The following is a 26,666-nucleotide window of genomic DNA, read 5'->3' on the forward strand; positions in this document are numbered from 1 at the left end:
TTACGCCTTCTTCTGGTGTTGAGCCAAAGCAGCTTTGACGAAACCGCTGAACAACGGGTGACCGTCGCGTGGCGTCGAGGTGAACTCAGGGTGGAACTGGCATGCGACGAACCATGGATGATCCGGCGCTTCAACCACTTCGACCAGCGCGCCATCACCGGAGCGACCGGAGATTTTCAGGCCGGCTTCCATGATCTGCGGCAGCAGGTTGTTGTTCACTTCGTAACGATGGCGGTGACGCTCGACGATCACGTCTTTGGCGTAGCAGTCGTGCACCAGCGAACCCGGTTCCAGCAGGCAGTCCTGTGCGCCGAGGCGCATGGTCCCGCCCAGGTCGGACGTTTCGGTACGGGTTTCAACGGCGCCGGTGGCATCTTCCCACTCGGTGATCAGACCCACGACCGGGTGACCGCTGGCGCGATCGAACTCGGTGGAGTTGGCGTCTTTCCAGCCCAGCACGTTACGCGCGAACTCGATCACGGCCACTTGCATGCCCAGGCAGATGCCGAGGTAAGGCACCTTGTTTTCGCGAGCGAACTGAACAGCAGTAATTTTGCCTTCCACGCCGCGCAGGCCGAAGCCGCCTGGTACGAGGATCGCGTCGACACCTTCCAGCAGCGCAGTGCCCTGGTTTTCGATGTCTTCGGAATCGATGTAGCGCAGGTTGACCTTGGTACGGTTGCTGATGCCGGCGTGACTCATCGCTTCGATCAACGACTTGTAAGCGTCCAGCAGCTCCATGTACTTGCCGACCATCGCGATGGTCACTTCGTGTTCAGGGTTGAGCTTGGCGTCAACCACCGCTTCCCACTCGGACAGATCGGCACCGCCACACTGCAGGCCGAAACGCTCGACCACAAAATCGTCCAGACCTTGCGAATGCAGAATGCCCGGGATCTTATAAATGGTGTCGGCGTCTTCCAGCGCGATCACCGCACGTTCTTCAACGTTGGTGAATTGTGCGATCTTGCGGCGCGAGGAAATGTCGATCGGATGATCGGAGCGGCACACCAGCACGTCAGGTTGCAGGCCGATGGAACGCAGTTCCTTGACCGAGTGCTGGGTTGGCTTGGTTTTGGTTTCGCCGGCGGTGGCGATGTACGGCACCAGCGTCAGGTGCATCAGCATCGCGCGCTTGGCGCCGACTTCGAAACGCAACTGGCGAATCGCCTCGAGGAACGGTTGCGATTCGATGTCACCCACGGTACCACCGATCTCGACCATCGCCACGTCGGCATCGCCGGCGCCCTTGATGATCCGGCGCTTGATCTCGTCGGTGATGTGCGGGATGACCTGAATGGTCGCACCCAGATAATCACCACGGCGTTCTTTGCGCAGCACGTGTTCGTAGACCCGGCCGGTGGTGAAGTTGTTGTTCTGGGTCATGGTCGTGCGGATGAACCGCTCGTAGTGACCCAGGTCCAGGTCGGTCTCGGCGCCGTCGTGGGTGACGAACACTTCACCGTGCTGGAACGGGCTCATGGTGCCCGGGTCAACGTTGATGTACGGGTCCAGCTTCAGCATGGTGACCTTAAGTCCCCGCGCCTCCAGGATGGCCGCCAATGAAGCCGAGGCAATGCCTTTCCCCAATGAAGAAACAACACCGCCCGTGACGAATATGTAGCGCGTCATGAAAAACCCTAGAAGTCTGCGTTAAAGCGGTCCGAGCCGCCGGGGAAAGCGAAGGAAGGCCGAAGCCCCCGATCACCTGCATTAATCACAGTGCAACCTTCGAAAAAACCGCCGCGTTGGGACAGACCGGAAAATGAAACACCGGTACGTTGCTCGCTACACATTTTTTGGAATCGCCCAGCAAAGACTGCTTGGTAATCGGCAACTCCTGCAATTCAGGCGAATCCACAGAAGTTGTATCAAGAAGGGAGCGTAGTCTACCGGAAAGCCCCTATCAGCTCAAACCTTGATCTTCGCTCGGCGGCTGCCAATGCAAATTCCAGCCGTGCGGCCCGCTGCCATTCAAGCCCCGCAGGTTGGCCACCGCCAGCAATTGCTCACCCTGATACAGCAGCGGCAATCTGCCACGGACGAACCCGGGAACCGCACTTTCATTGAGCAAGCGCTTGAGATCGCGATGCCCACGCCCGGGCAGATACATGACTTCGCCACCTTCACGATAGCGCACCTGCAACGGTCCATTCGGGGCGCTTCCGCTGATCGTCAGCACGCCGTTATCCGGCAACGTCAGGGCTTTTGCTGGCTCCAGCCATTGGGTTGAAGCAAGTGGATGGAGCAACCAGGCGCCGGACAGCCACCAGACTCGCCCACCAGCCCGATGCAGCTCGCCCTGCGACAGCCGCCAGATCGGTCGGGCGTCGCCTGTGGCATCGCGCAAGTTCTCCCAGCCCGACCAATGGTCGCTGTCGGGCAAGCTGGTCAATGGCGAGAGCCAGTGACTGAGCGCATTACGCTGGCGAGCGGCGGACAGCATTGCGAGCGGTGTCAGTTCCAGGGAAGGCACACCCAGCCAGTCGAATTCGCTGGCGATGTGCGCGGAGGCCAGATCAATCCGCGCCAGCTCATCGAGCAATACCTGCGCCTCACGCAGGTGCGCCGCGCTGCGGGCCATGTTCGACGCAGCTTGGGGCCAACGCTCAGTCAACGCCGGGAAGACCTGATGGCGAAGATAGTTGCGCGAGAATCGACGGTCCTCGTTTGATGGATCCTCGATCCAGCTCAGCCCGTGCTCGGTGGCATAGGCTTGCAGCTGTGCGCGCGTGACCTCCAGCAACGGACGCAGCAAATGCCCGCTGCCCAACGAACGCTGACGCGGCATTCCTGCCATCCCTCTCACCCCTGCCCCACGCAGCAAACGGAACAACAAGGTTTCCGCCTGATCGTCGCGATGTTGACCGGTGAGCAATACGTCACCGGCCTGGGTGGCTGCGTTGAAAGCGTCATACCGCGCATCTCGCGCTGCACGTTCGAGGCTGGCGCCTGGCTGAACCTGCACGCGGATCACCTGCAACGGCACGCCCAATGCGTCACAGACCGACTGACAATGTTGCGGCCACGCATCCGCCGCCGCCTGAAGACCGTGGTGAACGTGGATGGCTTCGAGTTTGGGGAGGAATGTGGTTTCTGCGAGGTGTACTAGCAAATGCAGCAGGACGGTTGAATCGAGGCCACCGGAGAAAGCGACGCGCCACGTCGTTGCTTCGCGCCACGGTTTCAGACTCATCAAAAGCCGGGAAGGCAAATCAATCGTGGGCCGATCCATATCTTTCCCTTTGCACAAATCAAATGTGGGAGCGAGCCTGCTCGCGATTGCAGTCAAACAGTCAACGATCAGTTGAATGTTGAACCGCCATCGCGAGCAGGCTCGCTCCCACATTGAAGCCGAGGTCAGATCAGAGACCGTAGCTCATCAGGCGCTCGTAACGACGGGTCAACAGCGCTTCGGTGTCGAATTCCTTGAGCATCGCCAATTGCGAGCTCAATTCCGCGCGGATCGAGGCTGCGGCAACGGCAGGATTGCGATGAGCGCCGCCCAGCGGTTCGCCGATCACTTTGTCGACGATGCCCAAACCTTTCAAACGCTCCGCGGTAATGCCCATGGCTTCTGCGGCATCCGGCGCTTTCTCGGCGGTCTTCCACAGAATCGAGGCACAGCCTTCCGGCGAAATCACCGCATAGGTCGAGTACTGCAGCATGTTCAACTGGTCGCAAACGCCGATGGCCAGCGCACCACCGGAACCACCCTCACCGATCACGGTGGCGATGATTGGGGTTTTCAGGCGAGCCATGACACGCAGGTTCCAGGCGATCGCTTCGCTCTGGTTGCGCTCTTCGGCGTCGATGCCAGGGTAAGCGCCCGGGGTGTCGATGAAGGTCAGGATCGGCATTTTGAAACGCTCGGCCATTTCCATCAGGCGGCACGCTTTGCGATAACCTTCCGGACGTGGCATGCCGAAGTTGCGACGAACCTTTTCGCGCACTTCGCGGCCCTTCTGGTGACCGATGATCATCACCGGCTGGTCGTCGAGACGGGCAACGCCGCCAACGATCGCAGCGTCGTCGGAGAAGTGGCGGTCGCCGTGCAGCTCATCGAACTCGGTGAAGATGTGTTCGATGTAGTCCAGGGTGTAAGGGCGTTTCGGGTGACGCGCCAGACGCGCGATCTGCCAGCTGGTCAGCTTGCCGAAGATGTCTTCGGTGAGCGTGCTGCTTTTTTCCTGCAGGCGGGAGATCTCATCGCCGATATTCAGCGAATTGTCGTTACCGACCAAGCGCAACTCTTCGATCTTGGCTTGCAGGTCGGCGATCGGCTGTTCGAAATCTAGAAAATTCGGGTTCATAGGCGTCCGTCTAGGGTCGACGTCCAAGAGAGCTTGGGCCGGCCGGTTGTCTATTCGCGCCCTACCTTAAGGGAGAGGCGCGTTCAGGTCGAGATTAAAAAATGTGGTCGAGATCAGCCTCCGCTCTTCATGGCAAAGAATGAAGCCTGACCGTCAACGGTATTGGAGGAAGACGTTGTCTCGCCCGAACTGGTCACGCAGGGCTTGAATCAGCGTATCCGCCGGGTCGATTCGCCAGGTCTCGCCGAACTGCAGCAAGGCCTTGGCATCGAGGCTCGTGTATTCCATGGTGATCGGGCACGCGCCGCGGTGGCGCTTGAACAGCTCACCCAACCAGCGTAGCTGATCGCCCTTGAGGTCTTTGGTCTGCAGCTTCAGACGCAGGCTTTCGGCAAGATTGGTGCGCGCGTCTTCCATGCTCATCACGCGTTTGACTCGCAGGCGCAAACCGCCGGAGAAATCATCGTTGCTGACCTCTCCTTCGACCACCACCATTGCGTCGGTCTGCAACAGCGACTGTGCCGAATGGAAAGCCTCGGCGAACAATGAGGCCTCGATCCGCCCGGAACGGTCATCAAGGGTGATGAAGCCCATCTTGTCGCCCTTTTTGTTCTTCATCACGCGCAACGCGATGATCATGCCGGCGACGGTCTGCGTGTCGCGCGCAGGCTTCAGGTCGATGATGCGCTGACGGGCAAACCGACGGATCTCACCTTCGTATTCGTCGATCGGGTGACCGGTCAGGTACAGGCCAAGGGTGTCTTTTTCGCCTTTGAGGCGTTCCTTCAACGTCAGCTCTTTCGCCTTGCGGTGATTGGCGTAGACATCCGCGTCCGCTTCGACGAACAGCCCGCCAAACAGGTCGGCGTGGCCACTGTCGTGGGTGCGCGCGGTTTGTTCGGCGGCCTTGATCGCGCCTTCCATGGCCGTCAGCAAGATGGCACGGTTCTGGTCGATGCTGGCTTGATAGGCCTTCGGCTCGTCGTGGAAGCACGGCCCGAGACGATCCAGCGCACCACTGCGGATCAGGCCATCCAGCGTTCGCTTGTTGATTCGCTTGAGGTCGACGCGCGCGCAAAAATCGAACAGGTCCTTGAACGGCCCGTCCTGGCGCGCCTCGGTAATGGCCTCGACCGGGCCTTCACCCACACCTTTGATTGCGCCGAGACCGTAAATGATCCGGCCCTCGTCGTTCACCGTGAATTTGAACTCGGAGGTATTCACATCCGGCGCGTCGAGACGCAGCTTCATGGTGCGAATTTCTTCGATCAAGGTCACGACCTTGTCGGTGTTGTGCATGTCCGCCGACAACACCGCCGCCATGAACGGCGCCGGGTAGTGGGTCTTCAGCCATGCGGTCTGATACGACACCAGCCCGTATGCGGCGGAGTGAGACTTGTTGAAGCCGTAACCGGCGAATTTTTCCACCAGGTCGAAAATGTTACCGGCCAGGTCGGCATCAATGTTGTTGGTCGCGCAACCTTCAATGAAACCGCCGCGCTGCTTGGCCATTTCTTCGGGCTTTTTCTTACCCATGGCCCGACGCAGCATGTCCGCACCGCCGAGGGTGTAACCGGCCATGACCTGGGCAATCTGCATCACCTGTTCCTGATACAGGATGATGCCGTAGGTCGGCGCCAGCACCGGCTTGAGGCCTTCGTACTGATAGTCTGAGTGCGGGTACGCCAGTTCGGCACGCCCGTGCTTACGGTTGATAAAGTCGTCAACCATGCCCGACTGCAGCGGGCCGGGACGGAACAGGGCCACCAGTGCGATCAAGTCTTCGAGGCAGTCGGGCTTGAGCTTTTTGATCAGCTCCTTCATGCCCCGCGACTCGAGCTGGAACACCGCCGTGGTTTCGGCTTTTTGCAGCAACTGATAGGTCGGTTTGTCGTCGAGCGGAATAAAAGCGATGTCGAGCGGCGGCTCATCGACCTTGGCACGGTCGCGGTTGATGGTTTTCAACGCCCAGTCGATGACTGTGAGGGTACGCAAGCCGAGGAAGTCGAATTTCACCAGGCCGGCGGCTTCAACGTCATCCTTGTCGAACTGGGTTACCAGGCCATCGCCGGCTTCGTCGCAATAGATCGGCGAGAAGTCGGTCAGCTTGGTCGGCGCGATGACCACGCCACCGGCGTGCTTGCCGACGTTACGCACCACGCCTTCGAGCTTGCGCGCCATCTCCCAGATTTCCGCAGCTTCCTCATCGACCTTGATGAAGTCGCGCAGGATCTCTTCCTGCTCGTAAGCTTTTTCCAGGGTCATGCCGACTTCGAACGGGATCATCTTCGACAGACGATCCGCCAGGCCGTAGGACTTGCCCTGCACGCGAGCCACGTCACGCACCACAGCTTTGGCCGCCATGGAACCGAAGGTGATGATCTGGCTCACCGCGTTACGGCCGTACTTTTCGGCCACGTAGTCGATCACGCGGTCACGGCCGTCCATGCAGAAGTCGACGTCGAAGTCGGGCATGGAAACCCGTTCCGGGTTAAGGAAACGTTCGAAAAGCAGGTCATATTCCAGCGGATCGAGGTCGGTGATCTTCTGCACATAGGCTACCAGCGAACCGGCACCCGACCCCCGGCCGGGACCGACCGGCACGCCATTGCTCTTGGCCCACTGGATGAAGTCCATCACGATCAGGAAGTAGCCGGGGAAGCCCATCTGGATGATGATATCCAGTTCGAAATTCAGCCGGTCGACGTATACCTGCCGCTTGGCTTCGTAGTCTTCGGTGGTGTCTTTGGGCAGCAGAACGCTCAGGCGATCTTCCAGACCGTCGAACGATACCTTGCGGAAATACTCGTCGATGGTCATGCCATCGGGAATCGGGAAGTTAGGCAGAAAGTGCTTGCCCAGCTTCACTTCGATATTGCAGCGCTTGGCGATTTCGACGGTGTTCTGCAACGCCTCGGGAATGTCGCTGAACAGCTCGGCCATTTCCTCGGCGCTTTTGAGATACTGCTGATCGCTGTAATTCTTCGACCGCCGCGGATCGTCGAGGGCGCGGCCCTCCCCGATGCAGACGCGGGTCTCGTGGGCCTCGAAATCTTCCTGTTTGATGAAGCGCACATCGTTGGTCGCCACCAGCGGCGCGCCGATTTTCTCGGCCAGGGCCACGGCAGCGTGCAATTGTTCTTCATCGTTCGGGCGGCTGGTGCGCTGGATTTCCAGATAAAAGCGGTCCGGGAAAACCGCCATCCATTCGCGCGCAAGGGTTTCCGCTTCAGCAGGATTGCCGCCGAGCAGGGCCAGGCCGATTTCGCCTTCCTTCGCCGCCGACAACATGATCAGGCCTTCGCTGGCCTCGGCCACCCACTCGCGCTCGATGATGATCGAGCCATTGCGCTGGCCGTCAATGAAGCCACGGGAGATCAGTTCAGTCAGGTTGCGATAGCCCACGGCGTTCATCGCCAGCAGGCTGATCCGGCTGAGGGCGTTGTCCGGATCCTTGTTCGACAGCCACAGGTCAGCGCCGCAGATCGGTTTGATACCCGCGCCCATGGCCGCTTTATAAAATTTGACCAGAGAACACATGTTGTTCTGGTCAGTGACCGCCACGGCGGGCATGTTCATGCCGACCAGGGTCTTGACCAGCGGTTTGATCCGCACCAGACCGTCGACCAGGGAGTATTCAGAGTGCAGGCGTAGATGAACGAATGAAGCCGGCATGGTGATCCTGTCTGTGAGCATGAAAACAACAAGGCCCGGATTGTACCGGGCCTTGGCGAAAACATCAGCCTTGCGACTAACCCTCGATCAGGATTTCCCGCGCTTCATACGCCATGCGAACAGGCGCAAACGAACGCCGGTGAATCGGGGTTGGGCCCAGACGCGCCAACGCCTCAAGATGTGCAGGGGTCGGGTAACCCTTGTGGCCGCCGATTCCGTAGCCCGGGTAAATCAGTTCGAAGGCAGCCATCTCGCGGTCGCGGCTGACCTTGGCCAGAATCGACGCCGCGGCGATGGCCGGAACCTTGCCATCGCCCTGAATCACCGCTTCGGCGCGCATGGACAACTTCGGGCAACGGTTACCGTCGATCATCGCCAGTTTAGGCTGGATGTGCAGACCTTCGATTGCGCGCTGCATGGCCAGCATGGTGGCGTGCAGGATGTTCAGCTGATCGATTTCATCGACTTCCGCTCGTGCAATGCTCCAGCTGAGCGCTTTTTCGCAAATTTCGTCATAAAGCTTTTCACGGCGGGCTTCGGTCAGTTTCTTCGAATCATTAAGGCCCAGAATCGGCCGCTTTGGATCGAGAATGACCGCCGCCGTGACGACTGCGCCACAGAGCGGGCCGCGACCGACTTCGTCGACACCGGCAACCATGTCTTCGAGCTCGGCGACCAAGGTGAAATCCAGCCCCATCTGTACGCTGTTTTTTGTCATTTTGTTTCGCCAATCAATTTCAACACCGCGTCCGCCGCCTGATTGGAGGCATCCAGACGCAACGTCCGGTGAATTTCATCGAAGCCGCGAGTCTGTTCCTCGCCACCTTCGATCAGGGGCGACAACGTCTGTGCCAGCGCCTCGACCGTTGCATCGTCCTGCAACAACTCCGGCACCAACAGACGCTGGGCCAAGAGGTTCGGCAACGACACATAGGGGCTCTTGACCATGCGCTTGAGAATCCAGAACGTCAGTGGCGCCAAACGATAGGCCACCACCATCGGCCGTTTGTACAACAACGCTTCAAGCGTAGCCGTTCCGGAGGCAATCAGCACCGCATCGCATGCGGCGAGGGCCAGATGCGATTTGCCATCCAGCAGGGTCAGCGGCAGGTCTCGACCAACCAGCAATTCTTCAAGCTGCTTGCGCCGCTCAGGGCTGGCGCACGGCATGACGAACCGGACGCCGGGACGCATAGCGCGCAAACGTTGAGCGGTATCGAGGAACAGAGCACCGAGACGCCCGACTTCACCCCCACGACTGCCGGGCATCAGGGCGACCAGCGGCCCGTCAGGCAAACCGAGCTCGGCGCGCGCGGCGGCGCGATCAGCTTGGAGCGGAATCGCGTCCGCAAGGGAGTGCCCGACAAACCGCACCGGCACGCCCTTCTCTTCATAAAATTTTGCTTCAAACGGAAACAGCGTCAGCATCAGGTCGCAGCCTTCGCGAATCTTCAGCACACGCTTCTGCCGCCATGCCCAGACGGAAGGGCTGACGTAATGCACGGTCTTGATGCCGGCCTGACGGAGTTTGAGTTCGATATTGAGGGTGAAGTCCGGAGCATCGATGCCGATGAACACATCCGGCTTCTCGGCGATCAGGTCGGCGATCAGCTTCTTGCGGCGCTTGAGCAACTCGCGCAGCCGGCCGAGCACTTCCACCAGGCCCATGACCGAAAGGCGTTCCATCGGGAAATACGAGGTCAGGCCTTCAGCCTGCATCAACGGACCGCCAACGCCGATGAACTCGACTGCCGGGTGCCGGGCCTTGAGCGCACGCATGAGACCGGCGCCCAGAATGTCACCGGAAGCCTCACCCGCCACCAGCGCAATACGCAGATTAGCCATGATTAACGCGTGATGCCGCGGGTCGAAGACTGGATGGAGTCACGAAACACCGCGACTTCCGGAAACTGTGCCGACGATTCAGCCAGCTCGCCGAGCGCCTGCTCGACCGTCAGGCCCTGGCGGTAAACCACCTTGTAGGCGCGACGCAATGCATGGATCGCTTCTTCGCTGAAACCCCGACGGCGCATGCCTTCGAAGTTCATGCTGCGCGCTTCGGCCGGGTTGCCGAATACCGTGACGTACGCCGGAACGTCCTTGCCAATGGCCGTGCCCATGCCGGAAAAGCTGTGGGCACCAATGTGGCAATACTGATGAACTAGGGTAAAACCGGACAGGATCGCCCAGTCGGCAACGTGCACATGGCCGGCCAACGCAGTGTTGTTGACCAGGATGCAGTGGTTACCGATGACGCTGTCGTGCCCGATGTGCGCGTACGCCATGATCAGGTTGTGATCGCCCAGGGTCGTTTCCGAACGATCCTGAACAGTCCCACGATGAATCGTCACGCCTTCGCGAATGACGTTGTGGTCACCGATCACCAGGCGGGTTTCTTCGCCTTTGTACTTCAGGTCCGGCGTGTCTTCGCCGATTGAAGAAAACTGGTAGATGCGGTTGTGCTTACCAATTCGCGTCGGGCCTTTGAGAATTACATGCGGCCCGATCACTGTCCCCTCGCCGATTTCCACACCTGCGCCGACGATCGACCATGGGCCGACCTCGACGTCGGCGGCCAGAACGGCCGTCGGATCGATGATTGCGCGAGGGTCAATCAAACTCATAGTTTGCGTTCCGCGCAGATGATTTCAGCGGAGCAGACTGGCTTGCCGTCGACCGAAGCCTGACATTCGAACTTCCAGATCTGACGCTTGCAGCTCAGGAACTTGGCTTCGAGGATCAACTGATCGCCCGGCAGGACCGGCTGACGGAAGCGCAGCTTGTCGGAGCCAACGAAGTAGTAAAGCGTGCCATCAGCCGGCTTCACGTCGAGCATTTTGAAACCAAGGATCCCGGCAGCCTGAGCCATCGCTTCGATGATCAATACGCCCGGCATGATCGGATGCGCAGGGAAGTGACCATTGAAGAACGGTTCGTTGATGCTGACATTCTTGTAGGCGCGAATGCGCTTGCCTTCCACATCCAGATCCACGACCCGGTCCACCAGCAGGAACGGGTAACGGTGAGGCAGGTATTCGCGAATCTCGTTGATGTCCATCATTTCGGGGGGAAGCCTATGTAAAGATTGGGAGCGCGCGACTGACGCGCGCCCCTCTAGCAAATCAAGGAGGCAGTCTAGCGGCTGTGCACACTTGATATGGAAATGGTATCAGCCATCTGATGAAGCATTACCGTCAGGGGTCACTTCCCCTACTCGCTTTTCCAGCTGTCGTAACCGTCGAGCAATGTCATCGAGCTGACGCAGTCGCGCCGCGCTTTTGCGCCATTCGGCAGCCGGCTGCATGGCCGTGCCGGAAGAATAGGAACCTGGCTCGGTAATCGAGTGGGTCACCATGGTCATCCCGGTGATGAAAACCTTGTCGCAAATCTCGATATGCCCCACCAGACCGACGCCACCGGCGAGCATGCAGTGCTTGCCGATTTTGGTGCTGCCGGAGATGCCCACACACGCAGCCATGGCGGTGTGATCACCGATCTGCACGTTATGGGCAATCTGGATCTGATTGTCGAGCTTGACGCCATTACCAATGACCGTATCCGCCAGCGCACCACGGTCGATGGCGGTATTGACGCCAATCTCCACATCGTCGCCGACCAGCACACCACCGATCTGGGCGATTTTCTGCCAGATGCCTTTCTCGTTGGCAAAGCCGAAGCCTTCACCACCGAGCACTGCACCGGACTGAATCACCACCCGCTTGCCAATGCGCACGTCGTGATACAACGTGACTCTGGGGGCGAGCCAACCACCCTCGCCTATCTGGCTGCGCGCACCGATAAAACAGTGCGCGCCAATGGTCACGCCTGCGCCGATAAGCGCTTTGCTTTCAATGACGGCAAAGGCACCAATACTGGCCGCCGGATCCACCACGGCGTCGTCAGCCACAACCGCAGTCGGGTGTATGCCGGCAGGTGCCTTGGGTTTGGGATCGAACAGATGAGAAATCCGGGCGTACGCAAGGTACGGATCGGGAACGATCAGCACATCACCTACATACCCTTCGGCATCTGCGGCCTTCAGCAACAACGCGGCGGCCCGACAGTCCACCAGGTATTTACGGTATTGAGGATTTGCCAGAAAGCTCAACTGAGCTGGGCCAGCCTCTTGCAAAGTGGCTAGCCCAGTGATTTCCTTCTCCGCGTCGCCACGCAAGGTGGCGCCGAGGAACTCGGCCAACTGGCCGAGTTTCATAGTCGCTGTCATGGATTACTTCAGCTGATTCATGCGCTCGATGACTTGGCGGGTGATGTCGTACTGAGGCTTGACATCAATCACCGCGCCACGCTCGAAAACCAGGTCGAAAGCACCTTTCTTGATCACTTCTTCCACAGCGCTGTCCAGTTTCGGCTTCAACTGCTTCAGCATCTCACGGTCGGCAACGGCTTTGGCTTCGTTCAGTTCTTTGGACTGGAACTGGAAGTCACGGGCCTTTTGCTTGAATTCAAGCTCGAGACGCTCGCGCTCGCCTTGCTGCATTTTGTCGCCGCCCGCCATCAGACGGTCCTGAATGCCTTTGGCACTGCTTTCCAGTGTCTTGAGCTTGCTCAGCTGAGGCCCGAATTTTTTCTCGGCATCCACAGCGTATTTCTTCGCCGCGTTAGATTCCAGCAGGGCCATCTGATAATTCAGGACGGCGATTTTCATGTCGGCAAAAGCCGGGCCTGCTACCAGTACGGTTGCCAGGAGAACCAATTGAGTCAACTTACGCACGATGCACTCCTACAAAATCCATTGTCGTTATCTTGGGTCAGACGCTTAGAACGTCTGGCCGAGGGAGAATTGGAACACTTGTGTTTCAGCCTCATCCGGTTTCTTGATCGGCATTGCCAACGCGAAACTCAAAGGACCCAGTGCGGTGACCCATGTCACACCCACACCGACGGAGCTGGCCATGTTGCTCAGGCTGATTTCGTTGCACTTGGTATTGGACTTCGTGCCATCGGTATTGGTGGTATCCGAGCAAGACGAGTCGAAAACGTTACCCACATCCCAGAATACCGAAGTGCGCAGGGAACGTTGATCCTTGACGAACGGCAGAGGAAACAGAAGCTCTACACCACCCTGGATCAGGACGTTACCACCAAACGGCAGCGGATCCTGGTCAGGGTCCTCCGCCGTGCCAGGGTTTGTACCCTTACTTGGCGTACTGCGCGGACCCAGCGTGCTGTCTTTGAAGCCCCGAACCGAGTTGAAACCACCGGCGTAGTAGTTCTCGTAGAAAGGCAAGCCGTCGGTCGAACCGTATCCGTCGCCGTAACCCAACTCGGTGTGCAAGCGCATTGTGTAATTTTCGGACAACGACTGGAACAACTGGCCACGGTAATCAAGCTTGAAGAACGACAGGTCGCTGCCTGGCGTCGTGGTTTCCAGCACCAGGCTCTGGGAGCGACCACGTGTGGCCAGCACACCTTTGTTCAACGTCGACTCGGACCAACCGGCCGAAGCCTTGAAGTTCAGGTACTTGTCGCCTTCCTTGTTCACGAAGTCGAAAATCTCGTCGACGGTGTAAACGCCGGTTTTGATAGTGTCCTGTTGTGCTGTCAGGCCGAAGGTCAGACGCGAGGTCTCGCTGATCGGGTAACCGACGTTGACGCCCGCACCCAGACTGTCGACAGCATAGCTGGCGATATCGGTTTCGAGATCATCGTAGTCAGTGGTGCGATAGAACGCGTTGTAACCCAGGCTCACACCGTCAACTGTCCAGTACGGGTCGACATAACCGAAGTTATAGCGGCTCTGGTATTCACTACGGGTCAGGCCGACGCTGACCTTGTTACCAGTACCGAGGAAGTTGTTCTGGGTGATCGAGCCACCAAGAATCAGACCGGCACTCTGAGCGAAACCGACGCTCGCGGTAATCGAACCGGATGCCTGCTCTTCAACGCTGTAATTCACATCAACCTGGTCATCGACGCCTGGCACCGCTGGCGTTTCGACGTTGACTTCCTTGAAGAAGCCCAGACGCTCAAGACGGGTCTTGGACTGGTCAATCAAATAGGTCGATGCCCAGCCACCTTCCATCTGACGCATTTCACGGCGCAGAACTTCGTCTTCCGACTTGGTGTTGCCACGGAAGTTGATGCGGTTGACGTAAGCACGTTTGCCCGGATCGACAGCAAAAGTGATATCGACGGTGTTGTCTTCATCATGAGGCTGAGGCACGCCGTTTACGTTGGCGAAGGTGTAGCCCTCGTTACCCAGTCGGCGGGTGATCAGTTCGGACGTAGTGGTCATCAGCTTGCGCGAGAACACCTGGCCTTTCTGCACCAGCAGCAAAGATTTGACCTGGTCCTCAGGGACTTTCAGGTCACCACTGAGCTTGACGTCACGAACGGTGTACTTCTCGCCTTCGTTGACGTTGACAGTGATGTAGACGTGTTTCTTGTCCGGGGTGATGGAAACCTGGGTCGAAGCGATATCCATGTTGATATAGCCACGGTCCAGGTAGTAGGAGCGCAGACGCTCCAAGTCACCAGACAGCTTTTCACGCGCATACTTGTCATCGTTCTTGAAGAACGACAACCAGTTGGTGGTCTTGAGTTCGAACAGATCGATCAGGTCGTCATCCGGGAAAACCGTGTTGCCCACCACGTTGATGTGCTGGATAGCGGCAACGGTGCCTTCGTTGATGTTGACCTTCAGCGCCACGCGGTTACGCGGCTGCGACACCACTTCGGTATCGACGGTCGCAGAGTAACGACCTTGAGCGACGTATTGACGCTGCAGTTCGTTACGAACACCTTCGAGCGTGGCACGCTGGAAGATCTCGCCTTCGGCCAGACCGGATTGTTTGAGACCCTTCATCAGGTCCTCAGTAGAGATCGCCTTGTTACCTTCGATCTCGATACTGGCGACGGACGGACGCTCGACAACCGTGATGACCAGGACGTTGCCATCGCGGCCCAGCTGGATATCTTGAAAGAACCCGGTTTTGAACAACGCACGAGTGGATTCCACCAGGCGACGATCATCCGCCTGTTCACCGACGTTCAACGGCAAGGCACCAAAGACGCTACCCGCGGAGACCCGCTGGAGGCCATTGACGCGAATATCAGAGATAGTGAAGGACTCGGCGTGAACTTCGGCGATCATCAATACGGTGAGAACCGCAGTTAGCAGCAGACGTTTCATGAAGTCCTTTCTTATTCCAACTGGCAATAAACAAACTGCCGCAAAATGCGGCAGATTCGCAATTCAGCGAAGCGTTACAGTCGACCCAGATCATTGACCAGAGCAAGTAACATCACCCCGACCACCAAACTGATACCGATCTGTATCCCCCAACCCTGCACCCGATCCGACAAGGGACGACCACGCGCCCATTCGATCAGATAAAACAACAAATGCCCCCCATCCAGTACTGGAATGGGCAGCAAATTCAGAACACCCAGGCTAATACTCAGATAAGCAAGGAAATTCAGGAAATCAGCGACACCCGACTGGGCAGAAGCGCCCGCCACTTTAGCAATGGTTATCGGTCCACTCAAGTTTTTTACCGAGAGCTCGCCGAACAACATTTTCTTGAGCGAATCGAGCGTCAGGATGCTCATGGTCCAGGTGCGTTTAGCTCCTTCGCCAATTGCGGCCAACGGACCGTAACTGACCTCGCGAATCATCTCCGGCGGCCAGTCGATCGCTTTGACGCCAGCGCCCAGATAACCACTCGGTGCTTTGCTCTCGCCGCGAGCGGCCAACATCACAGAAACATCGATTTGAGCACTGTCGCGCTCGACCCGCAGCATGATTTTGGTATCTGGATGCATCCGCACCGTGTCGACCACTTGCTGCCAGTCATCCACAGCCTTGCCGTCGAGCGCCAGCAAGCGATCACCGGTTTTCAGCCCAGCCGCCTGGGCCGGACCTTTCGGGTCGAGCTCAGCAAGGACCGGCGGCAATGCCGGACGCCACGGACGTATCCCCAATGAGCGAATAGGGTCAGGGTCGTCGGCGCCCTTAAGCCATTCATTCAGCACCAGCTCGCGAGGGGTGTCCGCCGTTGAGCCTTGTTCGCGTACCAGAACTTGCAGCGAACCACTCTCGCCGAGCCGGCGAACCAGTTGCAGATTGACCGCACTCCAGCCAGTGGTCGCCTCGCCGTCGATGGCAACGATTTCCTGGCCCGCGGTCAAACCCGCCTTGGCGGCGATGCTGCTGGACTCGACGGCGCCGATGACGGGACGCACCTGCTCGCTGCCGAGCATTGCCAGTACCCAGAAAAAGAACAGGGCCAGTAAAAAGTTGGCAATCGGACCGGCCGCGACAATGGCAATACGCTGTCGCACCGACTTGCGATTGAAGGATTGGTCGAGCTGATCGAGCGGGACGTCACCCTCTCGTTCGTCGAGCATTTTTACGTAGCCGCCCAGTGGAATGGCTGCGACCACGAACTCGGTGCCTTGCTTGTCGTGCCAGCGCAGCAACGGCATGCCGAAACCTACGGAGAAACGCAGCACTTTGACTCCGCAGCGACGTGCGACCCAAAAATGGCCGAACTCGTGGAAGGTAACCAGCACGCCCAAGGCTATAAGGGTGCCGACAATCATATAGAGCGCGCTCATCTACTTTCTCCGCATTCTTGTCGAGTGCTGCATGCTATCGCCCGTGGCGACTCAACCATTGTCCGGCAAGAACCCGCGCTTTCGCGTCGGCCGTAAACACTGCCTCGAGATCATCCACCGTAACCACAGGCTCGAGATTCAAGACTTCCTCGATGATACTCGCGATTTCCAGGTAGCGAACCCGCCCGTCGAGAAACGCGGCGACCGCGACCTCGTTCGCAGCATTGAGCATCGCCGGGGCACTGTCGCCCGCCTCGGCAGCCTGCCGCGCCAAACGCAAGCATGGGAAACGCTGCTCGTCCGGCGCCTGGAAATCCAGACGGGCGATGGCGAACAGATCCAGCGGCGCCACCCCCGAATCAATACGCTCCGGCCAAGCCAGCGCATTGGAAATAGGTGTGCGCATGTCGGGGTTACCCAACTGCGCCAGAACCGAGCCGTCGATATAGTCGACCAACGAATGAATCACGCTTTGCGGATGAATCACCACCTCGACCTGCGACGGCTTTGCATCGAACAGCCAGCAGGCTTCGATGAGCTCCAGACCCTTGTTCATCATGCTCGCCGAATCGACCGAAATCTTGCGGCCCATGGACCAGGTCGGATGCGCGCATGCCTGCTCGGGGGAAACATGCCCCAGTTCGGCCAACGGCGTCTGCCGGAACGGACCACCCGAGGCTGTCAGCAAAATCCGCCGAACACCTACCGCACCCAGGCCGCGGGAAAAGTCCTGCGGCATGCATTGAAAAATTGCATTGTGCTCGCTGTCGATCGGCAGCAATACCGAGCCGCTCTTGCGCACGGCCTGCATGAACAAGGCACCGGACATTACCAGCGCTTCTTTATTGGCCAGCAGGATTTTCTTACCGGCCTCGACCGCCGCCAATGTCGGACGCAAACCTGCCGCACCGACGATGGCCGCCATGACCGTATCGACTTCGGGAGCACAAGCTACCTGACACAGCCCTTCTTCCCCAACCAACACGCGAGTCGAAAGGCCGGCGGCGCGCAAATCGTCTTGGAGAGTGCGAGCAGCAGCCATCTCCGGCACCACCGCAAAGCGCGGCGCATGGCGTACGCACAACGCCAGCAGCTCACTCAGGCGAGTGAAGCCGGTCAGGGCGAACACCTGATAACGATCGGGGTGACGCGCAATGACATCGAGGGTGCTCAGACCGATCGAACCGGTCGCCCCCAGGACCGTAACCTGCTGGGGGCGACTCACGGTGCCGCCATCCACAACAACACCGCGAAGATCGGAATCGCCGCCGTCAGGCTGTCGATGCGATCCAGCACGCCGCCGTGACCGGGCAGCAGATTACTGCTGTCCTTGATGCCGGACTGACGCTTGAACATGCTTTCAGTAAGGTCGCCGACCACCGAGATGAACACGATGATGGCCGCGCCGAGCAGACCGATCAGGATCTGGCCCAAGCTCCAGTCACGAACCACACCGACGATTGCGGTCAGCACCAGGCTCAGCGCGAGGCCGCCGTACACACCTTCCCAGCTTTTGCCGGGACTGACGTGCGGTGCGAGCTTGCGTTTACCAAATTTGCGGCCGGAGAAGTACGCACCGATGTCGGCGCCCCAGACCAGAACCATCACTGCCATGATCAGCCAGTTGCCCAACGGCGCCTGCTTGATCTGGACCAGACCTTGCCAGGCCGGCAGCAGGATTAACAAGCCGATCACCAGTTTGCAGGCGGCACTCGACCAGTGCGCAGCGGAACCCGGATAAGTCAGCACCAGATACGTCGCCACCGCCCACCAGAGCACAGCTGCCCCCAGCACCCAAGGGGCAAGGCCCGGCAGGAGATGCATGAAAAACAACATCAACGCGACCACCGCAGCGTAGCCAACGCGAGCCGACTGCGCGGTGAAGCCTGCGAGGCGCGCCCACTCCCAGGCGCCGAGCGTCACGACCAGCCCGATAAACAGGGCAAACCCCGTACCCTCAAGCAGGAAAAAGCCGCACAAGGCAATCGGCAGCAGGATCAGTGCAGTGATGATTCGTTGTTTAAGCATTAAACCCGGGCTCCAGCCTCGACCTGCTCGCTCGTTTTACCGAAGCGACGCTGGCGAGATGCGAAATCGGCCAGCGCGGTGCGCATGGCGTCGTGTTTGAAGTCCGGCCAGAACAGGTCGGAGAAGTACAACTCGGCGTATGCCAGCTGCCACAGCAGGAAGTTACTGATGCGGTGTTCACCACCGGTACGGATGCACAAATCCGGCAACGGCAGATCGCCGGTTGCCAGACAGGTTTGCAGCAGTTCCGGTGTGATGTCTTCCGGACGCAGGTGGCCGGCCTGAACTTCCCGCGCCAGACGCTGTGCGGCCTGCGCGATGTCCCACTGGCCACCGTAGTTGGCGGCGATCTGCAGGACAAAGCGGTTGGAGCCCGCCGTCATGGCCTCGGCCTCCCGCATGGCGACCTGCAACTCCGGATGGAAGCGCGAACGGTCACCAATGATGCGCAGACAGATGTTGTTGTCGTTGAGGCGCTTGGCCTCCCGACGCAATGCCTTGAAGAACAGGTCCATCAGGGCGCTGACTTCATCGGCCGGACGCTGCCAGTTCTCGCTGGAGAAGGCAAACAGGGTCAACACTTCAACCTTGGCCTCGGCACACACCTCGATCACTGCACGAACGGCATCCACACCCGCTTTATGCCCGGCGACACCCGGCATAAAGCGTTTCTTCGCCCAGCGATTGTTACCATCCATGATGATCGCGACGTGGCGCGGCACCGCGGACGGCGCAGCCTGCTTGGTCTTTTCCATGTAAACGCGACCCTTATACGGCCATCAGGTCCGCTTCTTTTTGCTTGGTCGCCGCGTCGATATCGGCCTCAGCCTTATCGGTGAGCTTCTGGATATCGGCAGCAGCACGACGCTCTTCGTCTTCGCTGATTTCCTTGTCCTTGACCAATTTTTTCAGATCACCCAATGCATCGCGACGGATGTTGCGCACGGCAACCCGGGCGTCTTCGGCGGCGCTACGAGCCTGCTTGGTGAAGCCCTTGCGGGTTTCTTCTGTCAGGGCGGGCATGGAGATCAGCAACAACTCACCCAGGTTGGTCGGGTTGAGGTTCAAACCAGCGCTCTGGATCGCCTTGTCGACGGCAGCCAGCATATTGCGCTCGAACGCCACGACCTGAAGGGTGCGGGAGTCTTTTACTGTGACGTTGGCAACGCCGCTCAACGGAGTGTCCGCGCCATAGTAAGGCACCATTACGCTACCCAGGATGCTCGGGTGAGCCTTGCCGGTGCGGATCTGGCCAAACGCGTGGGACAGAGATTCCAGGGATTTTTGCATGCGCTCTTGAGCGTCTTTCTTGATTTCGTTGATCATTGTTGGCCTTCCTCGATCAGGGTCCCTTCAGCGCCGCCATGTACGATGTTCAGCAGGGCGCCGGGCTTGTTCATGTTAAATACGCGCAATGGCATCTTGTGATCGCGGCACAGGCAAATGGCCGTTAGATCCATCACGCCCAGCTTGCGATCCAGCACTTCATCATAAGTCAGATGATCGAACTTCTCGGCATGCGGGTCTTTGAATGGGTCAGCGGTGTAGACGCCATCGACCTTGGTCGCCTTGAGCACGACATCGGCGTCGATTTCGATTGCACGCAGGCAGGCTGCCGAATCCGTAGTAAAGAACGGATTACCGGTACCGGCTGCGAAAATCACGACTTCCTTGGCGTTCAGATGACGCATGGCTTTGCGACGATCGTAATGATCAGTCACGCCGACCATGGAAATGGCCGACATCACGATGGCCGAGATATTGGCACGTTCCAGCGCATCGCGCATGGCCAGGGCGTTCATCACAGTGGCCAGCATGCCCATGTGATCCCCGGTCACCCGATCCATGCCGGCTGCACTCAGCGCGGCACCGCGGAACAGGTTGCCGCCGCCAATCACCAGACCCACCTGAACGCCGATGCCGACCAGTTGGCCAACTTCCAGCGCCATGCGATCCAGGACTTTCGGGTCGATCCCGAACTCTTCCGAGCCCATCAGGGCCTCGCCGCTAAGCTTGAGTAGAATGCGTTTATAGCGAGCCTGATAACCACTGCCCTGCTGAGCCATTGCGAATCTCTCCTGCGGCGTATTTTAAAAATTCTTTGCGAGCTGTTTACAGCTGGCGTTCACTCTAGCTTGGCGCTGCTTCAGCGCCATCGGAACATGGCTTTGTAAGCCAGTTCCTCAAGGAAACCAATACAAAATTGGCACCCCATTTGAAAAGAGGCTGCGCGCGTTAGCGGGCAGCCTCTTCAGGGCGACAGTTGAAAACTGTCTTATTGCTTGGCGGCAGCCAGCTGGGCAGCAACTTCTTCAGCGAAGTTGTCGACCGGCTTCTCGATGCCTTCGCCTACTTTGAAGTAGGTGAAGGAAACGATTTCAGCACCGGCTTTCTTGGCCAGTTCACCGACCTTGATTTCAGGGTTCTTGACGAACGCCTGCTCAACCAGGCTCGCTTCAGCCAGGAACTTGCTGATACGGCCTTTGACCATGTTTTCAACGATGTTCTCTGGCTTGCCAGCGATCTTGTCAGCGTTGAGGGTCAGGAACACGCCTTTCTCGCGCTCTACTGCTTCAGCGGAAACTTCCGATGGCAGCAGGAATTCCGGGTTGGTAGCCGCTACGTGCATAGCGATGTCTTTGGCCAGCTCAACGTCGCCGCCCTTCAGAACAACCGCAACACCGATCTTGTTGCCGTGCAGGTAACCACCAACAACATCACCTTCTACGCGAGCCAGACGACGGATGTTGACGTTTTCGCCAACCTTGCCGACCAGTACCAGGCGATCAGCTTCTTGAGCTTCGATCAGCGGAGCGACGTCAGTCAGCTTGTCAGCGAAGGCTTTTTCAACGCTGGAAGCGACGAATGCCTTGAAGTCGTCCTGCAGAGCCAGGAAGTCGGTCTGCGAGTTCACTTCCAGCAGAACAGCGGACTTGCCGTCTTCTTTAAGAGCGATTGCGCCTTCAGCAGCAACGTTGCCTGCTTTCTTGGCAGCCTTGATGGCGCCCGAAGCACGCATGTCATCAATGGCTTTTTCGATGTCGCCGCCAGCCTTGGTCAAGGCCTTTTTGCAATCCATCATGCCTTCGCCAGTACGCTCGCGCAGTTCTTTGACCAACGCTGCAGTAATCTCTGCCATTTCAAAATCCTCTTGGATAGGTTTTCAACCATTCCACCCGATCGATCGGGCGATCAATTCTTCCCCAACCACCCTTGTTAGCAGCTGCAAGTTACAAATGCTGTAATTGCGCCACCGGACAAATGGTTTTCGAGGTGGCAAAAAGGGGGCCAAGCCCCCTTTTTGCTTACTGAGTCAACGCCAGGGCGTCAATTACTCAGCTGCAGCTGCCGGAGCTTCTTCAACGAACTGCTCGGTGCCGCCAGCAACGTGGTTGCGACCGCGGATAACTGCGTCAGCCATCGAACCCATGTACAACTGGATAGCGCGGATTGCGTCATCGTTGCCTGGAATGATGTAGTCAACGCCTTCCGGGCTGCTGTTGGTATCGACAACGCCGATTACCGGGATGCCCAGCTTGTTGGCTTCGGTGATCGCGATGCGCTCGTGATCAACGTCGATAACGAACAAAGCGTCTGGCAGACCGCCCATGTCCTTGATACCACCCAGGGAACGATCGAGCTTCTCAAGATCGCGAGTGCGCATCAGCGCTTCTTTCTTGGTCAGCTTGGCGAAAGTACCGTCTTCGGCTTGCACTTCAAGGTCACGCAGACGCTTGATGGAAGCACGGATGGTTTTGAAGTTGGTCAGCATGCCGCCCAACCAGCGGTGATCGACGTACGGCGAACCGCAACGTGCTGCTTCTTCAGCAACGATCTTGCCAGCGGAACGCTTGGTGCCGACGAACAGAATCTTGTTTTTGCCCTGGGCCAGACGCTCTACGAAAGTCAGAGCTTCGTTGAACATTGGCAGGGTTTTTTCAAGGTTGATAATGTGGATCTTGTTGCGCGCGCCGAAAATGTACTTGCCCATTTTCGGGTTCCAGTAACGGGTCTGGTGACCGAAGTGCACACCGGCCTTCAGCATATCGCGCATGTTGACTTGGGACATGATAGTTCCTTAATAAGTCGGGTTTGGCCTCCACGTATCCCAATGACCAACCAGCAGCATCAGCTGAAGGCACCCAGGTCATCGTGTCGACACGTGTGTGGATTTAAGCCTTCCGAGGTATCCCCGGAAAGCGGCGCATTTTATATCACAGGGCTGTAAAAAACGGAACCCGGATTCTCGATTCCCGATGCGCGTGTTCGCAGGCGCCCTTGGAATCGCTCAAGAATGCGCCTATCTATAAGAAGAAGCGACGTACAGAGGCTCAGATTTGCCCTTGTCGTCTGTTAGAATCGCGTTTTTCCGGGCGGCGAGGATCAATCGCATTTTGCCCGCTTCGTTTTAGCAAGCGCCCTCGAGCGCAGAGAGAGCCTGTATGACCGTCACCCTCAAAACCCCGGAGGACATCGCAAAAATGCGTGTCGCCGGCAAACTGGCCGCCGATGTGCTGGAAATGATTGCCGAACATGTCAAACCCGGTGTCACCACCGAAGAACTGGACCGCATCTGCCATGACTACATTGTCAACAAGCAGAAAGCCATCCCTGCCCCGCTCAACTACAAGGGCTACCCGAAGTCGATCTGCACCTCGATCAATCACGTGGTTTGCCACGGCATTCCCAACGAGAAGCCGTTGAAAGATGGCGACACGCTGAACATTGATGTCACCGTAATCAAAGACGGTTACCACGGCGACACCAGCCGCATGTTCCACGTCGGTACGGTTCCGGTCTGGGCCGAGCGCTTGTCGCAGGTCACACAGGAATGCATGTACAAGGCGATCGAACTGGTCAAACCCGGCTGCCGCTTGGGCGATATCGGTGAAGTGATCCAGAAACACGCGGAAAAGAACGGCTTTTCGGTGGTCCGCGAATTCTGCGGCCACGGCATCGGCAAGGTGTTTCACGAAGAACCGCAGATCCTGCACTACGGCCGCGCGGGCACCGGCATGGAACTGCAAGCCGGCATGACCTTCACCATCGAGCCGATGATCAACCAGGGCAAGGCCGACACCAAGGTATTGGGCGACGGCTGGACCGCGATTACCAAGGACCGCAAACTGTCGGCACAGTGGGAACACACCCTGCTGGTCACCGAAACCGGTTACGAGATCTTCACTTTGCGGGCCGACGACACCATTGCGCGCCTCTCGGCCTGATACAGTTTCACTGCTCCCAGCCTTATAGACAGGAAAGCCAATCAATGCCGCAGGTGGATCCCGAACTCTTCGACCGTGGCCAGTTTCAGGCTGAACTGGCCCTGAAGGCCAGCCCGATCGCGGCTTTCAAGAAAGCGATCCGCCAGGCCCGCGAGGTTCTCGATGAGCGCTTTCGCAGCGGCCGGGACATTCGCCGGCTGATCGAGGATCGCGCCTGGTTCGTCGACAACATCCTGCAAAAGGCCTGGGAGCAGTTCGATTGGAGCGAGGACGCCGACATCGCGCTGGTCGCGGTCGGTGGCTACGGTCGCGGCGAGTTGCACCCTTACTCCGATATTGACTTGCTGATCCTGCTGGACAGCGCCGACCACGAGATTTTTCGTGACTCTATCGAGCGTTTTCTGACGCTGTTGTGGGACATCGGCCTGGAAGTCGGTCAGAGCGTTCGCTCGGTGGACGAATGTGCGATTGAAGCCCGCGCCGACCTGACGGTGATCACCAACCTGATGGAAAGCCGCACCATTGCCGGGCCCGAGCGTTTGCGCCAGCGCATGCTGGATGTCACCAGTACCGCGCAGATGTGGCCGAGCAAGGAATTCTTTCTGGCCAAACGCGCCGAGCAGAAGGCCCGTCACCACAAGTACAACGACACTGAATACAACCTGGAACCCAACGTCAAAGGCTCGCCCGGCGGCCTGCGGGATATTCAGACGATTCTGTGGGTGGCACGTCGCCAATACGGCACCCTGAACTTGCGCGCACTGGCTGGCGAAGGTTTTCTGGTCGAGAGCGAAAACGCCCTGCTGGCCTCGTCCCAGGAATTCCTGTGGAAGGTGCGTTACGCCCTGCACATGCTCGCCGGTCGCTCCGAAGACCGTTTGCTGTTCGATCATCAGCGCTCCATTGCCGGGCTGCTCGGATTCGAAGGCGACGACGCGAAGCAAGCCATCGAAAACTTCATGCAACAGTATTACCGGGTAGTGATGAGCATTGCCCAGCTCAGCGACCTGATCATCCAGCACTTTGAAGAAGTGATCCTCGCACCGGAGGACGAAGCGCCGCCAACGCCGATCAACTCGCGTTTCCAGCTGCATGACGGCTACATCGAGGCGCGCAACGACAACGTGTTCCGCCGCACGCCGTTCGCCATGCTCGAGATCTTCGTGCTGATGGCCCAGCAGCCGGAGATCAAAGGCGTGCGCGCTGACACCATTCGCCTGCTGCGGGAAAATCGTCATCTGATCGACGACGACTTCCGCAACGACATTCGCAACACCAGCCTGTTCATCGAACTGTTCAAATGCAAGATCGGCATCCACCGCAATCTGCGCCGGATGAACCGTTACGGCATCCTCGGGCGTTATCTGCCGGAGTTCGGTTTTATCGTCGGACAGATGCAGCATGACCTGTTCCACATTTATACCGTCGATGCGCACACGCTGAATCTGATCAAACATTTGCGTAAGTTGCAGTACACCCAGGTGTCGGAGAAATTCCCGCTGGCCAGCAAGCTCATGGCCAAGCTGCCAAAACCGGAGCTGATTTACCTCGCCGGGCTTTATCACGACATCGGCAAGGGCCGGCACGGTGATCACTCGGAAATCGGCGCGGTGGACGCAGAAGCTTTTTGCCAGCGCCATCAGTTGCCGGTGTGGGACAGCCGCCTGATTGTCTGGCTGGTGCAAAACCATCTGGTGATGTCGACCACCGCACAGCGCAAGGACTTGTCCGACCCACAAGTGATTCACGATTTTGCGCAGATCGTCGGCGACGAAACTCACCTGGATTATCTGTACGTGCTGACCGTCGCCGATATCAATGCGACCAACCCGACACTGTGGAACTCCTGGCGTGCGAGCCTGTTGCGCCAGCTGTATACCGAGACCAAGCGAGCCTTGCGCCGCGGTCTGGAAAACCCCGTGGATCGGGAAATGCAGATCCGTCAGACGCAGAGCGCCGCGCTGGACATTCTGGTGCGCGGCGGCACGGATCCAGACGACGTCGAACAGTTGTGGTCGCAACTGGGCGATGACTATTTCCTGCGCCACACGGCCGGCGATGTCGCCTGGCATACCGACGCCATCCTGCAGCAGCCGGCCGATGGCGGCCCGCTGGTGCTGATCAAGGAAACCACTCAGCGCGAATTCGAGGGCGGCACGCAGATCTTCATCTATGCGCCGGACCAGCACGACTTCTTCGCGGTGACGGTGGCCGCCATGGATCAGCTCAACCTGAACATTCACGACGCGCGCGTCATCACCTCGAGCAGCCAGTTCACCCTCGACACCTATATCGTGCTCGACACGGACGGCGACTCGATCGGCGACAATCCGACGCGAGTCAAACAGATCCGCGAAGGGCTGACCGAGGCCCTGCGCAACCCGGACGATTACCCGACGATCATCCAGCGTCGAGTGCCGCGTCAGCTCAAGCATTTCGCGTTTGCGCCGCAGGTGACCATTCACAACGACGCCCAACGCCCGGTGACCGTGCTGGAACTCAGCGCGCCGGATCGCCCGGGCCTGCTCGCGCGGATCGGGACGATTTTCCTCGAGTTCGACCTGTCACTGCAAAATGCCAAGATCGCCACGCTGGGCGAGCGCGTGGAAGACGTGTTCTTCATCACCGACGCCAACAATCAGCAGCTGTCCGACCCATTGCTGTGCAGCCGTTTGCAGGATGCGATCGTTGAACAGCTGACGGTCAACCAAGAGTCCGAAATCAATTTGTCGCGGATCAGTATTTGAACCTGTGAAGACTCGCATTCTGTAGGAGCCGGCTTGCTGGCGAACGCTTCCCCCCGGTGCATCTGACACACCGCAGCGATTCCATCGCCAGCAAGCCG

Annotated in this window: 21 protein-coding genes; 2 read left to right on the forward strand and 19 right to left on the reverse strand. The window is 58.5% G+C overall.

The features are described 5' to 3' along the window. The 19 genes from DU29_RS0115825 to rpsB form a co-directional block, all read right to left on the reverse strand. Positions 1-1,632 carry a CTP synthase gene (locus DU29_RS0115825; protein WP_028622541.1) on the reverse strand — a complete coding sequence of 544 codons (1,632 nt, stop codon included), beginning with the start codon at positions 1,630-1,632 and terminating at the stop codon, positions 1-3. Positions 1,633-1,906: 274 nt separating this feature from the next. After that, on the reverse strand, positions 1,907-3,235 hold the full coding sequence (tilS, locus tag DU29_RS0115835; protein WP_028622542.1) for a tRNA lysidine(34) synthetase TilS: 1,329 nt from the start codon (positions 3,233-3,235) through the stop codon (positions 1,907-1,909). A gap of 130 nt (positions 3,236-3,365) precedes the next feature. Beyond that, positions 3,366-4,313, reverse strand: a complete 948-nt coding sequence (locus tag DU29_RS0115840) for an acetyl-CoA carboxylase carboxyltransferase subunit alpha (protein WP_028622543.1) — start codon at positions 4,311-4,313, stop codon at positions 3,366-3,368. A 153-nt stretch (positions 4,314-4,466) separates the two neighbouring features. Further along, positions 4,467-7,988, reverse strand: a complete 3,522-nt coding sequence (gene dnaE, locus DU29_RS0115845; RefSeq protein WP_028622544.1) for a DNA polymerase III subunit alpha — start codon at positions 7,986-7,988, stop codon at positions 4,467-4,469. A 76-nt stretch (positions 7,989-8,064) separates the two neighbouring features. Next, a complete protein-coding gene (gene rnhB / locus DU29_RS0115850; RefSeq protein ID WP_028622545.1) occupies positions 8,065-8,706 on the reverse strand; it encodes a ribonuclease HII in 642 nt (213 codons plus the stop codon). Continuing rightward, a complete protein-coding gene (gene lpxB, locus DU29_RS0115855; RefSeq protein ID WP_028622546.1) occupies positions 8,703-9,833 on the reverse strand; it encodes a lipid-A-disaccharide synthase in 1,131 nt (376 codons plus the stop codon). The genes rnhB and lpxB overlap by 4 nt, the downstream gene beginning before the upstream one ends. 2 nt (positions 9,834-9,835) lie before the next feature. Further along, complete coding sequence (lpxA, locus tag DU29_RS0115860) at positions 9,836-10,612, reverse strand: acyl-ACP--UDP-N-acetylglucosamine O-acyltransferase (protein WP_028622547.1); 777 nt, start codon at positions 10,610-10,612, stop codon at positions 9,836-9,838. After that, positions 10,609-11,049 carry a 3-hydroxyacyl-ACP dehydratase FabZ gene (gene fabZ, locus DU29_RS0115865; RefSeq protein WP_007907157.1) on the reverse strand — a complete coding sequence of 147 codons (441 nt, stop codon included), beginning with the start codon at positions 11,047-11,049 and terminating at the stop codon, positions 10,609-10,611. The genes lpxA and fabZ overlap by 4 nt, the downstream gene beginning before the upstream one ends. Positions 11,050-11,157: 108 nt before the next feature. Continuing rightward, positions 11,158-12,213: a UDP-3-O-(3-hydroxymyristoyl)glucosamine N-acyltransferase gene (lpxD, locus tag DU29_RS0115870; RefSeq protein WP_028622548.1), complete on the reverse strand. Its 1,056-nt coding sequence runs from the start codon at positions 12,211-12,213 to the stop codon at positions 11,158-11,160. Between the two features lie 3 nt (positions 12,214-12,216). Continuing rightward, complete coding sequence (locus DU29_RS0115875; protein WP_028622549.1) at positions 12,217-12,720, reverse strand: OmpH family outer membrane protein; 504 nt, start codon at positions 12,718-12,720, stop codon at positions 12,217-12,219. A 45-nt stretch (positions 12,721-12,765) separates the two neighbouring features. Beyond that, entirely contained in the window at positions 12,766-15,141 is a 2,376-nt protein-coding gene (gene bamA / locus DU29_RS0115880) for an outer membrane protein assembly factor BamA (RefSeq protein ID WP_028622550.1), read from the reverse strand. A 74-nt stretch (positions 15,142-15,215) separates the two neighbouring features. Further along, a complete protein-coding gene (gene rseP, locus DU29_RS0115885; RefSeq protein ID WP_028622551.1) occupies positions 15,216-16,568 on the reverse strand; it encodes a sigma E protease regulator RseP in 1,353 nt (450 codons plus the stop codon). Between the two features lie 34 nt (positions 16,569-16,602). Continuing rightward, complete coding sequence (gene ispC, locus DU29_RS0115890; protein WP_028622552.1) at positions 16,603-17,793, reverse strand: 1-deoxy-D-xylulose-5-phosphate reductoisomerase; 1,191 nt, start codon at positions 17,791-17,793, stop codon at positions 16,603-16,605. Then, positions 17,790-18,596, reverse strand: coding sequence for a phosphatidate cytidylyltransferase (locus tag DU29_RS0115895; RefSeq protein WP_028622553.1), 807 nt, complete (start codon positions 18,594-18,596; stop codon positions 17,790-17,792). The genes ispC and DU29_RS0115895 overlap by 4 nt, the downstream gene beginning before the upstream one ends. Continuing rightward, complete coding sequence (gene uppS / locus DU29_RS0115900; protein ID WP_028622554.1) at positions 18,596-19,351, reverse strand: polyprenyl diphosphate synthase; 756 nt, start codon at positions 19,349-19,351, stop codon at positions 18,596-18,598. The genes DU29_RS0115895 and uppS overlap by 1 nt, the downstream gene beginning before the upstream one ends. 13 nt (positions 19,352-19,364) lie before the next feature. Further along, a complete protein-coding gene (frr, locus tag DU29_RS0115905; RefSeq protein ID WP_028622555.1) occupies positions 19,365-19,922 on the reverse strand; it encodes a ribosome recycling factor in 558 nt (185 codons plus the stop codon). Beyond that, entirely contained in the window at positions 19,919-20,662 is a 744-nt protein-coding gene (gene pyrH / locus DU29_RS0115910) for a UMP kinase (protein ID WP_003172271.1), read from the reverse strand. The genes frr and pyrH overlap by 4 nt, the downstream gene beginning before the upstream one ends. A 209-nt stretch (positions 20,663-20,871) precedes the next feature. After that, positions 20,872-21,735, reverse strand: coding sequence for a translation elongation factor Ts (tsf, locus tag DU29_RS0115915; protein WP_028622556.1), 864 nt, complete (start codon positions 21,733-21,735; stop codon positions 20,872-20,874). Positions 21,736-21,927: 192 nt separating this feature from the next. Further along, the gene (rpsB, locus tag DU29_RS0115920; RefSeq protein WP_007907989.1) at positions 21,928-22,665 is read right to left on the reverse strand and encodes a 30S ribosomal protein S2; all 738 of its coding nucleotides are present in this window, start codon (positions 22,663-22,665) and stop codon (positions 21,928-21,930) included. Between the two features lie 373 nt (positions 22,666-23,038). Between rpsB and map the strand changes: the two genes are divergently transcribed. Together map and DU29_RS0115930 are read left to right on the forward strand one after the other, a co-directional pair. Then, entirely contained in the window at positions 23,039-23,821 is a 783-nt protein-coding gene (map, locus tag DU29_RS0115925; RefSeq protein ID WP_028622557.1) for a type I methionyl aminopeptidase, read from the forward strand. A gap of 44 nt (positions 23,822-23,865) precedes the next feature. Continuing rightward, positions 23,866-26,568: a [protein-PII] uridylyltransferase gene (locus tag DU29_RS0115930; protein ID WP_028622558.1), complete on the forward strand. Its 2,703-nt coding sequence runs from the start codon at positions 23,866-23,868 to the stop codon at positions 26,566-26,568. Positions 26,569-26,666: the final 98 nt, after the last annotated feature.

Origin of the sequence: Pseudomonas sp. Ant30-3 (genome assembly GCF_000690905.1) — a bacterium.
Classification (GTDB): Bacteria; Pseudomonadota; Gammaproteobacteria; order Pseudomonadales; family Pseudomonadaceae; genus Aquipseudomonas.